This is a genomic window from Streptomyces sp. CY-1, assembly GCF_047218265.1.
GTDB lineage: Bacteria > Actinomycetota > Actinomycetes > Streptomycetales > Streptomycetaceae > Streptomyces > Streptomyces niphimycinicus.
The window spans coordinates 7464696-7475974 of the sequence record NZ_CP178393.1; the positions used below are offsets into that span (position 1 = coordinate 7464696).

Below are 11279 nucleotides of genomic sequence, written 5' to 3' on the forward strand. Positions count from 1 at the left end.
GGAGGCCGTTGTGGCGGCGTCTGTTCTGGCCACATCCGCTCTGCTCGGTTCTTTTCTCATGGCCGACGGGCCGCATGCGCTGCCCGGAGTTTGGGCGGTCGTAGGGCCCGGTACGGGGCGACATCGCCGTGTCCGGCGTGTGCGTCACGCGGTTCGGACTGGGCAGCGATGAACCCGTCGGGCATGTCGGACGGTGTACCGGTCGTGCTGTGGCGTTGGCATGGCGGGGAGCTGGGGGCTCTGGCTCGTGCGCGGGCCGTCCTGGGGTATGCCCTGAGCGGTCTGGGGTATGACGGCGAGTCGGTGAGTGATGCCGTGCTGGTCGTATCGGAGTTGGTGGCGAACGCCGTTGAGCACGCGGTGGGGCCGTATGAGCTGCGGCTGCGCCGCACGGCATTGAACGTCATCTGCGAAGTGGTGGATCACGATCCGAGGATTCCCGAGATCCCGTCTTTTGCGGTGGGCGCTCTGTTCGCTCCGGTGGAGGAAGATCGGGGTGGCGGCCTGGAGGCGCTGTGCGCGCTGTTGTCAGAGCGCGGGCGGGGCTTGCATATCGTGCATGAACTGACCAGAGGAGCCTGGGGGTTCCGCCGCTTGCTGGGCACGAAGGCAGCTTGGTTCGCCTTGTCTCTGCCCGCCAGTGGGGAGGATTGGTTCGGGGAATGACTTGCTCGGCTGGGGCGTCGGCGAGTGGGCTGCCGGACGTGGCCCGCTGGCGTTTCCCCCGTCGTTTCCATCGTCGATTCCGTCGGCGTGTCCGGGGCCGTCCTTGGAAGCGACGCCCCCACAAGGGCATCACCGCAGGCCAGGCCGTAGGTGAGCCAGCTGCCAGCGAGGGGGACTGTATATCGGTACAGCGAAGCATCCCGATCTACCTGGTCAGCGCGGCCGGGCGTGGGCGGTGTGCGCGTGTTGCTGCTTGCTTGGCTGCCGAGCTGTGGTGGGTACCTTCTCCTTGCGGGAATCATGTGCCGCGTGGGTTCTGTACACGTCCCGCGAGGGGCTGGTGAGGTGCGAGTCAGGAGCACCTCGCGCCTGGGGGGGTGGGTGTTCCTCCGGGGCGGTTTGTGCGCCCGCGGCGGGTGCGTGCGGTCGCGTGGGCCGCGTGTGGGTGACCTGGGCGGCCTGGCCTGGCCCGGCCGATGCCGCCGGCTTTGGGCGGCGGGAGCGGTCGGGGAATGGACGGGAGCGGTGCTCTCGGGGTGTGCCCCGCGGCTCGCGCCGGTCGCGGTCGTGCACCCGATGCGAGGGAGCGCGCCCGAGGATCTTGGAGCACCTGCTCCCGTGTCCGTCCGTGCTGCCGACGGACCGGTACTGGCTCGGTGATGGCTCGGGTGCGGAGTGCGCTCGCACCCCAGGTGCGTGTGCCTGAGGTGCAGTGGGGAGCTGACCCGCTCCCCGGCGGTGGCAAAGACCCACTCCTGGAATCTCTATTGATCATGTCAGCGCCAGTTGGCCGCCGCCGTCGAATTCGGCACCACGCCTGGGGGTTCCAGATGAAGAACGTCCGCGATACCCACCGCCGAGGCATCCCCTGCCCGGCACCGGGTCGGCAACCGTCGCCACAGTTCGGTGCCGCACCTGTGCCAGCGAGGGGCTGGGGAGCGCAGGCTCGGCAGTGGCTCGGGGCGGGTTGTTCCGGCGGAGATGGGGTTCTGGGTGTGCGGGTGGCCGTTCACGTGCGGCGACGGGGTGACGGAGAGCGGTCGTGAACCGGCCCTCGCAGCCATCTTCCGACACGCAAGATCGCGGCCTTGACGACACCACCGAGTCGGAGCGTCCATGGACGTCGACCGGTCGCGGCAACGCTGAAACGCGCACTTCAGAGGGGTTGCGGACGGTCGTGGAGTACGTCGTCGTCGATGGTGGCGAGGCTCAGGCGCTGGCCCAGCGTCAGGGGGCCGCGATTCGTGAGGTGCTGGAGTGGCTGTACGCCGGTCACAGTGCCCCGAAGAGCGGCCGTGTCTGAGCCTCTCGCCCCGATCCCTGGGAGAGAGACAACGCATGCACGGCAATCCGCTCAGCACTCGGCCTTGGGCGCAGCCCGTATCCGGCCGACCCTGGTCCACGGCCGGTATTCCGGACGCCTCGGCGCTTCCGGTGACCGTCCCAGTGGCTTGGCTCGGCCGGACCTCTACGGAGGACGCTCAGGACCCCACCCTGTCGCTGCCCCGACAGTTGCGTAACGCGAGAGCCGCGCTTCCGCCCGGCTGGGTGATTGTCGCCCATTTCTACGATGTGGAATCCGGCCGTAAAGAGTTGCGCGAGCGCGGCAATTCCCTTGCGCACCAGCAGTTCCAGATTCCCATTCCCCGCGATGGCAGTGTGGCCGATCTGCTTGATGAGGCGCAGCGGCCTGATCGCCGCTTCGCCGCAGTTATCTGCGAGTCCATTGAACGCGTCGCGCGCCGGACCTACTTCGGTACGAAGATCGAGTACGAGCTGGAGCAGGCAGGCGTCGCCCTGTGTGCCGCCGATGAGCCGATCGTCACCGGTCCGCGAGCCAAGCGCGCCACGCCCACGCTCACGCGGCGCGTCAAGCAGGCGGTCTCCGAGTGGTACGTGCTGCAGATGCTGGAGCTGTCGTGGGACGGCTTCATTGAGCATGTCTCGCAGGGCTGGAATGTGGGCAAGCCGCCTTACGGCTATCGCGCGGAAAAGGTCCCGCATCCCGTCCCGGCCCGCCGGGCCGAGGGCCGCACCAAGCACCGGCTCGTCCCGGATGCGTCCCGGGCCCCGGCCGTCACCTACATCTTCCAGCTCCGCGGACTGGACAAGCTCGGATACGACGCCATCGCCGACCGCCTGAACTTGGATCCTGTGGCGTATCCGCCCCCGGAGCCCACTCGCCCCGACATGGCCCTCCATCGCTGGAGCGGCTCGGCCGTGCGAGAGATCCTGCGCAATCCCAAGTACACCGGCTATCAGGTCTGGAACCGCCGCGCGACGACGAAAGGCGGTTGCTACAACGATCCCAAGGACTGGGTGTGGTCGCCGCAGCCCACTCACGAGCCTCTCGTCTCCAAAGAGCTGTTCGATGTGGCTTCCACCGTGGCGCGCAAGCGACGGGGGTCACGGACGACGCCCGGTCGCAACTCCCACCCGGCGACCCGGCGTTCCTATGTCCTGCGGTCGTACGTCGTCTGCGAGATCTGCGACCGCCGTATGTTCGGCAAGAACCGCCACCGGATTTCGTACTACGCCTGTCAGGTCGACCCGAACGAACACCGGGACAAGCCCTGGTTCGGTGGGCATCCCAAGAGTTTGTGGGTCCGGGAAGAGGCCTTGATCACATCCGTCTCCCGCTTCTTCGCCACCCGCGTCTTCGGCCCCGACCGGCGCACCCATCTCGGCGCCGCGCTCGAAGCCGCCCGGCTCGCGGACGGGCCCGGCGACCGAACCGCGAAGGAACGCGCCGCGCTGGAGCAGGCCATCAAGGCCATCGGCGAGCGTCAGGCCCGGCTCATCCGCACCCTTGCCGATGGCGGGACCGACCTGGAACAGGAGAAGGAGTTCCGCGACGCGATCCGCCGGGAGCACGCCGCCCTGGGCAAGCAGCGCACAGGGCTCGCCGAACAGCTGGCCCGTCTGGAAACCCCGGAGCAGGAGGTACGGCCCGTCGACAGCGCTGCCCTGCTGGACGTGCTCCCGCACCTCGACATCGACCTCGCCCTGGTCCCGGAGGAGATCCAGCGGCGGCTCTACGACGCTTTCGGGCTGGAAGTCCGCTACAGCCGGGCCCCGCGAAGAAGTGACCCTACGGGTGACGATCCCGGGGCATCTGCTTGACGGACTGGTGGCCGTCACCCGTGAGCTGGACCCATGGAACAAGAAATCGGGCACCCGCACCGAAGTGCTGGCACCCGATCATGACACCCGGGGTGGACAAACGCGGCATAACTGTCGCGTTCATTCCCATCCCCTGAGTGCCCCCGGCAGGATTCGAACCTGCGCACACGGCTCCGGAGGCCGTTGCTCTATCCCCTGAGCTACGGGGGCCTGTCGCTGCTGTCTCGCGGCGACAGGTAGAACACTATCAGCTCGCAGAGGGTGGTCATGAACGGTTATCGGGAGTTGGTGGGCGGGGGAGCGGAGGGGCGTATACCGCATGTGGAGGTGGGGGTGCAGGGGTCTTGGGGAAAGGTCCCTCGCACGGGGCGGAAGTGGGGAAAACCCGGACGCGGTCGTGGCTGCGCGCCTACTCTTCAGGGTGTGCCTGGCTTGTCCGGCCGGGTCCTTGTCGTCGACGACAACAAGGTCATCCGGCAGCTAATCAGGGTCAACCTCGAGCTGGAGGGCTTCGAGGTCGTGACCGCGGCCGATGGTGCCGAGTGCCTGGAGATCGTTCACCAGGTGCGGCCCGATGTGATCACTCTCGATGTTGTGATGCCCAGACTCGATGGGCTGCATACGGCGTCGAGGCTGCGCGCTGATGCTCGTACGTGTCATGTGCCCGTCGCGATCATCAGTGCGTGTACGCAGTACGAGATGGACAGCGGGAAGGCGCTGGGTGTCGATGCCTTCCTCGCGAAACCGTTCGAGCCCGTCGATCTTGTCGAGCTCGTGCGGAGGCTGATGCGGCAGGGGGCGGCCGGTGCGGCGGCTCCTGGTGATGCCGAGCCGGTTGTGGGGCCCACCGGGTAGTGGTGGGCCTCAGGGCCGCCCCGTCGCTTCTGGGCTGAGGGTCTCGGCTTTGGCTCGTGTCGGTGCGCCCCGTGTCGGTGTGCCCCGTGCGCTCGTCCGATGGGCGAAACCGGTTCGCTTTCGTACCCCCCTCCTCCCATACGCTGGTCCCGTGACTCCCGCCCAGCTCTCCCGCACTGTGCTGCACACCGTGCGTCGTGCCGTTGAGGACGACGAGCTGTGCGTTGCCGTGCCGGAGCGGGTGAAGGTGCGGACTCCTCCTCGGCCCGGGTGTGGGGATTACGCCACCAATGTCGCCCTGCTGCTGGCCAGGGGGGCCAGGGACGCCAGGGGTGAGGGGGATGCGCTCGTTATCGCCGAGGTTTTGCGGCGGCGGCTTGTTCGCGCTCCTGGTATCGCCCGCGTTGATGTCGCCGCTCCTGGGTTCCTCAACATCACCCTTGAGGGCACCTCTCATGTTCAGCTCGTGCGGGCCGTCCTCTCCCAGGGGCTTCGCTACGGGCACGGGGATGCGCTCGCCGGGGTGTCGGTTCCGCTCGGGGCCAGTGATGAGGTGCGGGCCGCGCTCGTCGCTCATGTGGTGCGGGGGCTTGTCGACGCCACCGGGGGAGTCGTTGTTCCTGGTGAGGGGCCCGTCGTACGGGCCGTTCCGGTCTCCGGGCGTGATCTGCTCACCCGCCTCGGGCCCGACGCCGCCCGCTGGGCGCTGCTCCGGCCCGCCGGGCATGATCTGCCCGATCTCGACCCTGGCCATCTTCTGTCCCAGCGGGAGGACAACGCCCTCTTCCGGGTTCGGTACGCCCATGCCCGCACCCGGGCCCTGATGCGGAACGCGGGCCAGTTCGGCATCACGCCCCAGCCCCAGCCCCAGCCCCAGTCCGACCCCGAGTCCGCGACCAGTGCCTACGGCCACCCCGCCGAGGCCGCCCTTCTCGCGCTCCTCGCCGATCACCCCCGCACCCTCGAGGCCGCCGCCCGGCACCGTGCGCCCGATCGGCTCGCGCGGCAGCTCGTCGCCCTCGCCGATGGCTTCTTCCGGTTCCATGACGCCTGCCCGCCCCTCCCCGCAGGCGAGCTCAAACCCTCGGCCGTCCACCGTTCCCGGCTGGCCCTCGCCGACGCCGCCGGGGCGGTGCTCGCCGGCGGCCTGCATCTGCTCGGCATCAGCGCACCCGAACATCTGTAAGACCTTGTGTAAGACCTTGAGAGAGACAGCAGAGACAGCATGAGCCGTTCCGCCCACCCCGCCGGGCCCCGCCACGCCGATGTCCTTCCCGAGGGGCACTACGCCGCGCCGCCCGCCGATCTCAATCAGCTCGACCCCCGCGTGTGGTCCCGCACCGTCGGCCGGAACGTCGACGGCGTCGCCACCGTCGGCGGGATCGACGTCAAGACGCTCGCGGAGGAGTTCGGGACACCCGGCTACTTCCTCGACGAGGACGACTTCCGGGCGCGCTGCCGGGCCTGGCGGGAGGCGTTCGGGGAGGACGCCGACGTGTTCTACGCCGGGAAGGCGTTCCTCTCCCGCGCCGTCGTGCGCTGGCTGACCGAGGAGGGGCTCAACCTGGACGTGTGCTCCGCCGGGGAGCTGGCCACCGCGCTCGCCGCCGGGATGCCCGCCGAGCGGATCGCGCTGCACGGGAACAACAAGTCCACCGGTGAGATCGAGCGGGCCGTCGAGGCGGGTGTCGGGCGGATCGTGCTCGACTCGTTCCAGGAGATCGCGCGGGTCGCGCATATCGCCCAGCGGCTCGGCAGGCGCCAGCGGGTGCAGATCCGGATCACCGTGGGTGTGGAGGCGCATACCCACGAGTTCATCGCGACCGCCCACGAGGACCAGAAGTTCGGCATCCCGCTCGCGGGCGGGCTGGCCGCCGAGGCCGTACGGCGGGCGCTCAAGCTGGACGGGCTGGAGCTCATCGGGATCCACTCGCACATCGGCTCGCAGATCTTCGACACCTCGGGCTTCGAGGTGGCCGCCCACCGCGTCGTCGGGCTGCTGGGGGAAATCCGGGACGAGCACGGCGTCGAGCTGCCCGAGATCGACCTCGGCGGCGGCCTCGGCATCGCGTACACCTCGGAGGACGACCCCCGTGAGCCGCATGAGATCGCCAAGGCGCTGCGCGACATCGTCCACCGGGAGTGCGACGCGGCCGGGCTCGCGGTGCCGCGGCTGTCGGTCGAGCCGGGGCGGGCGATCGTCGGGCCGACCGCGTTCACGCTGTACGAGGTGGGCACGGTCAAGGAGCTGCCGGGGCTGCGGACGTACGTCAGCGTCGACGGCGGGATGTCCGACAACATCCGTACCGCGCTCTACGACGCGGAGTACTCCGTGGCGCTGGTCTCCCGCTCCTCCACCGCCGAGCCGATGCTCTCCCGCGTCGTCGGCAAGCACTGCGAGTCCGGCGACATCGTCGTACGGGACGCCTTCCTGCCCGCCGATCTGGCGCCCGGCGACCTGATCGCCGTCCCCGCCACCGGCGCGTACTGCCGCTCGATGGCGAGCAACTACAACCACGCGCTCCGGCCGCCCGTCGTCGCCGTACGGGACGGTCAGGCGCGCGAGATCGTCCGGCGCGAGACGGAGGAAGATCTCCTGCGGCTCGATGTCGGCTAGCGAGAAAAGGATCTCGGATACTGGACCTGGGACAGGAAATCCCGTCCAGTGCCTGAGACTGGTGCACTAACGCGCTGATGCATAACGCGATGGATGAGAAACGAGGTCGGATGATGCGTACGCGTCCGCTGAAAGTGGCGCTGCTGGGCTGTGGAGTGGTCGGCTCAGAGGTGGCGCGCATCATGACGACGCACGCGGACGATCTCGCGGCGCGTATCGGGGCCCCGGTCGAGCTGGCCGGGATCGCCGTGCGGCGCCCCGGCCGGGTCCGGGAAGGGGTGCCCGCGGAGCTGGTGACCACCGATGCCACGGCCCTGGTCAAGCGCGGGGACATCGATGTGGTGGTCGAGGTCATCGGCGGGATCGAGCCCGCCCGCACCCTCATCACCACCGCCTTCGACCACGGCGCGAGCGTGGTGTCCGCGAACAAGGCGCTGGTCGCCCAGGACGGCGCGGCGCTGCACGCCGCGGCCGAGCAGCGCCGTGCGGACCTCTACTACGAGGCCGCGGTCGCGGGGGCGATCCCGCTGGTGCGGCCGCTGCGCGAGTCGCTCGCGGGCGACAAGGTCAACCGGGTCCTCGGCATCGTCAACGGCACCACCAACTTCATCCTGGACCGGATGGACGGCAGCGGCGCCGGCTACAGCGAGGCGCTGGACGAGGCCACGGCCCTGGGCTATGCCGAGGCCGACCCGACCGCGGATGTCGAGGGCTTCGACGCCGCCGCCAAGGCCGCGATCCTCGCCGGGATCGCCTTCCACACCCGGGTCACCCTCGACGATGTGCACCGCGAGGGCATCACCGAGGTGACCGCCGCCGATATCGCCTCCGCCAAGCGCATGGGCTGCACCGTCAAGCTGCTCGCGATCTGCGAGCGGGCCGCCGACGGCCGCTCGGTCACCGCGCGGGTGCATCCGGCGATGATTCCGCTGAGCCACCCCCTCGCCTCCGTCCGCGAGGCGTACAACGCGGTCTTCGTGGAGGCCGACGCCGCGGGGCAGCTCATGTTCTACGGACCGGGCGCGGGCGGTTCGCCGACCGCCTCGGCCGTCCTCGGCGACCTCGTCGCCGCCTGCCGCAACAAGCTGGCGGAGGCCACCGGACCCGGGGAGTCCGCCTACAGCAGGCTCCCGGTGAGTCCGATGGGCGATGTGATCACTCGCTATCACATCAGCCTGGACGTCGCCGACAAACCGGGAGTTCTCGCACAGGTCGCCACAGTCTTCGCCGAGCATGGCGTGTCCATCGATACGGTCCGCCAGCAGGGGAAGGACGGCGAGGCGTCCCTCGTCGTGGTGACCCACCGCGCGAGCGACGCCGCGCTGTCGTCGACCGTGGAGGCGCTGCGCCGGCTCGACACCGTCCGCGATGTCGCGAGCATCATGCGGGTCGAGGGCGAGTAGAGGCCGGGTAGCGGCCGCGCCGAGGCCGAACAGAGGGTGAGCGGAGAGTAAGGGAAATCATGAACGCAATCGCCGACGCCGGGCCCCGAATGTCCGGCACCCGCCAGTGGCACGGCTGGCGGGGCATCATCGAGGAGTACCGCGACCGTCTCCCGGTGAGCGAGACGACGCCCGTCGTCACCCTGCGCGAGGGCGGTACGCCGCTGGTTCCCGCGCAGGTGCTCTCCGAGCGCACCGGCTGCGATGTGCACCTCAAGGTCGAGGGCGCCAACCCCACCGGGTCGTTCAAGGACCGCGGGATGACGATGGCCATCAGCGAGGCCAAGGAGGCCGGCGCCAAGGCCGTCATCTGCGCCTCCACCGGCAACACCTCGGCCTCCGCGGCGGCGTATGCCGTACGGGCCGGGATGGTCTGCGCGGTGCTGGTCCCGCAGGGCAAGATCGCGCTGGGCAAGATGGGCCAGGCGCTCGTCCACGGCGCGAAGATCCTCCAGGTCGACGGCAACTTCGACGACTGTCTGACGCTGGCGCGCGGGCTGTCGGAGAAGTACCCGGTGGCGCTGGTCAATTCGGTCAACCCGGCCCGGATCCAGGGGCAGAAGACCGCCGCCTTCGAGATCGTGGACATGCTCGGGGACGCGCCCGACGTCCATGTGCTGCCGGTGGGCAACGCGGGCAACATCACCGCCTACTGGAAGGGCTACCAGGAGTACGCGGCGCCGTTCGCCGACAGCGGGGCCCGCGCCTCCCGTACGCCCCGGATGTGGGGGTTCCAGGCGTCCGGCTCGGCGCCGATCGTGCGCGGTGAGCCGGTCAAGGAGCCGAGCACCATCGCGACCGCCATCCGCATCGGCAACCCGGCCTCGTGGGCCTACGCCGAGCAGGCACGCGACGAGTCCGGCGGCTTCATCGACGAGGTGACCGACCGTCAGATCCTCGCCGCCTACCGGCTGCTCGCCGCTCAGGAGGGCGTCTTCGTGGAGCCGGCCTCCGCGGCGAGCGTGGCGGGTCTGCTGAAGGCGGCCGAGCAGGGGCTGGTCGACCCCGGCCAGCGGATCGTCTGCACGGTGACCGGAAACGGACTCAAGGACCCGGACTGGGCAGTGGCGGGTGCGCCGCAGCCGGTCGTGGTCCCGGTGGACGCGGACGCCGCGGCCGTACGGCTCGGGCTGGGCTGATCCGGCCCCGCGAGGGGCTCGGCACGGCATGTCCCGGCCCGGCCCCGCAGGCGGCCGTGACCTGGGGTGATGAGGGTTTCGGCGGGCCGCTGCCCCGCGGCTCGCCGGGCCCTCTCCGGGCTGTACTCTAAAGATCCACTCAAGCGGTGGCAGAGCAGCGCGAGGGCGCGCGGAGCGACCCAGTACAGTGGTCGCGGATGGTTGCAGGGAGCGCGACACGCATCGTGCGCCTCCCGTGCGCCCTATGTCGCCACAGAACCTTCCTTCGATAGGCTGTACTGAATCCGCCCCGACGCAGAGCGCTCGCCTCTGCGCGGCGTCGCCGTACGTGTCGCGGCCCCTGCGGTGTTCCGTACCTCTTCGAGCAATCGCACGTAACCACAAGGAGAGTCATCGAGCGATGGCCGGTCCAGCGTTCCGCGCCGCCGCCGTCCGAGTGCGCGTCCCCGCATCGAGCGCCAATCTCGGTCCCGGCTTCGACGCCCTCGGCCTGGCCCTGGGCCTCTACGACGACGTCGTGGTCCGGGTGGCCGACTCCGGTCTGCACGTCGATATCGCGGGCGAGGGCGCCGAGTCGCTGCCGCGCGACGAGAGCCATCTGCTCGTACGCTCCTTGCGCACCACCTTCGACCTGCTGGGCGGGCAGCCCCGCGGCCTCGAAGTGGTCTGCGCCAACCGCATCCCGCACGGCCGGGGCCTGGGCTCCTCCTCCGCCGCCATCTGCGCCGGGATCGTCGCCGCGCGCGCGGTGACCATAGGCGGCGCCGAGCGGCTCGACAACGAGGCGGTGCTGGAGCTGGCCACCGAGATCGAGGGCCACCCCGACAATGTCGCCGCCTGTCTGCTCGGCGGCTTCACCCTCGCCTGGACGGACGCGGGATCCGCCCGCGCGATCAGGATGGACCCTGCGGATTCCATCGTTCCGGTGGTCTTCGTCCCTGGCCGGCCGGTGCTCACCGAGACCGCCCGCGGGCTGCTGCCGCGCACCGTCCCGCATGTGGACGCGGCGGTGAACGCGGGCCGGGCCGCACTGCTCGTCGAGGCCCTGACCAGGCGTCCCGAGCTGCTGCTCGCGGCGACGGAGGACCGGCTGCACCAGGAATACCGTGCTCCGGCGATGCCCGAGAGCGTGAGCCTGGTGAACCGACTGCGGACGGACGGCGTCCCCGCGGTCATCTCCGGTGCGGGCCCCACGGTGCTCGCGCTGGTCGAGGACGGTGCGGCCGACAAGGTCGCACGACTGGCGGGCGAGGGGTGGGCGGCCAACCGGCTGGCTCTCGACGCCGGGGGGGCGAGCGTCCTGCCGCTCACCTGACACCCCGGTCCGGGGCGTCCCGGGCCCGGGAAAACTCGATAGCCGGTCTTGGAAAGGGGGAATGTTTGTTGGATCCGGTAGTGTTAACCTCAAGTCAGCACTTGATGCCTCTTGGATCTATT

9 protein-coding genes and 1 tRNA gene are annotated in these 11279 nt (G+C 69.9%); 9 read left to right on the forward strand and 1 reads right to left on the reverse strand.

All coding sequences use genetic code 11. The features are described from left to right. Window positions 1–183: 183 nt before the first annotated feature. From ACK1X7_RS32170 to ACK1X7_RS32180, 3 genes are all read left to right on the forward strand, one after another. Window positions 184–666 (forward strand): ATP-binding protein, encoded by a 483-nt coding sequence (locus ACK1X7_RS32170; protein WP_385137813.1) that lies wholly within the window; start codon window positions 184–186, stop codon window positions 664–666. Between the two features lie 1042 nt (window positions 667–1708). Next, a complete protein-coding gene (locus tag ACK1X7_RS32175; RefSeq protein ID WP_413116005.1) occupies window positions 1709–1969 on the forward strand; it encodes a hypothetical protein in 261 nt (86 codons plus the stop codon). 245 nt (window positions 1970–2214) lie between these two features. Further along, window positions 2215–3789 carry a recombinase family protein gene (locus ACK1X7_RS32180; protein ID WP_413116006.1) on the forward strand — a complete coding sequence of 525 codons (1575 nt, stop codon included), beginning with the start codon at window positions 2215–2217 and terminating at the stop codon, window positions 3787–3789. 138 nt (window positions 3790–3927) lie between these two features. Here ACK1X7_RS32180 and ACK1X7_RS32185 read toward each other — a convergent pair. Next, a tRNA-Arg gene (locus ACK1X7_RS32185) sits at window positions 3928–3999 on the reverse strand. Window positions 4000–4212: 213 nt separating this feature from the next. Between ACK1X7_RS32185 and ACK1X7_RS32190 the strand changes: the two genes are divergently transcribed. From ACK1X7_RS32190 to thrB, 6 genes are all read left to right on the forward strand, one after another. After that, on the forward strand, window positions 4213–4644 hold the full coding sequence (locus tag ACK1X7_RS32190; RefSeq protein WP_232546197.1) for a response regulator: 432 nt from the start codon (window positions 4213–4215) through the stop codon (window positions 4642–4644). A 151-nt stretch (window positions 4645–4795) separates the two neighbouring features. Beyond that, entirely contained in the window at window positions 4796–5830 is a 1035-nt protein-coding gene (gene nrtL / locus ACK1X7_RS32195; RefSeq protein WP_385137808.1) for an ArgS-related anticodon-binding protein NrtL, read from the forward strand. A 39-nt stretch (window positions 5831–5869) separates the two neighbouring features. Then, entirely contained in the window at window positions 5870–7261 is a 1392-nt protein-coding gene (lysA, locus tag ACK1X7_RS32200; RefSeq protein ID WP_385137806.1) for a diaminopimelate decarboxylase, read from the forward strand. Between the two features lie 110 nt (window positions 7262–7371). Continuing rightward, complete coding sequence (locus ACK1X7_RS32205; RefSeq protein ID WP_216339553.1) at window positions 7372–8664, forward strand: homoserine dehydrogenase; 1293 nt, start codon at window positions 7372–7374, stop codon at window positions 8662–8664. Window positions 8665–8723: 59 nt separating this feature from the next. Then, window positions 8724–9842: a threonine synthase gene (gene thrC, locus ACK1X7_RS32210; RefSeq protein ID WP_385137804.1), complete on the forward strand. Its 1119-nt coding sequence runs from the start codon at window positions 8724–8726 to the stop codon at window positions 9840–9842. A gap of 400 nt (window positions 9843–10242) precedes the next feature. Continuing rightward, a complete protein-coding gene (thrB, locus tag ACK1X7_RS32215) occupies window positions 10243–11157 on the forward strand; it encodes a homoserine kinase (protein ID WP_361495120.1) in 915 nt (304 codons plus the stop codon). Window positions 11158–11279: the final 122 nt, after the last annotated feature.

Coding starts and splice junctions, on each gene's coding strand:
- ACK1X7_RS32170 (WP_385137813.1), top strand. CDS start 184: ATGTCGGACGGTGTACCGGTCGTGCTGTGGCGTTGGCATGGCGGGGAG.
- lysA (WP_385137806.1), top strand. CDS start 5,870: ATGAGCCGTTCCGCCCACCCCGCCGGGCCCCGCCACGCCGATGTCCTT.
- ACK1X7_RS32205 (WP_216339553.1), top strand. CDS start 7,372: ATGATGCGTACGCGTCCGCTGAAAGTGGCGCTGCTGGGCTGTGGAGTG.
- thrC (WP_385137804.1), top strand. CDS start 8,724: ATGAACGCAATCGCCGACGCCGGGCCCCGAATGTCCGGCACCCGCCAG.
- thrB (WP_361495120.1), top strand. CDS start 10,243: ATGGCCGGTCCAGCGTTCCGCGCCGCCGCCGTCCGAGTGCGCGTCCCC.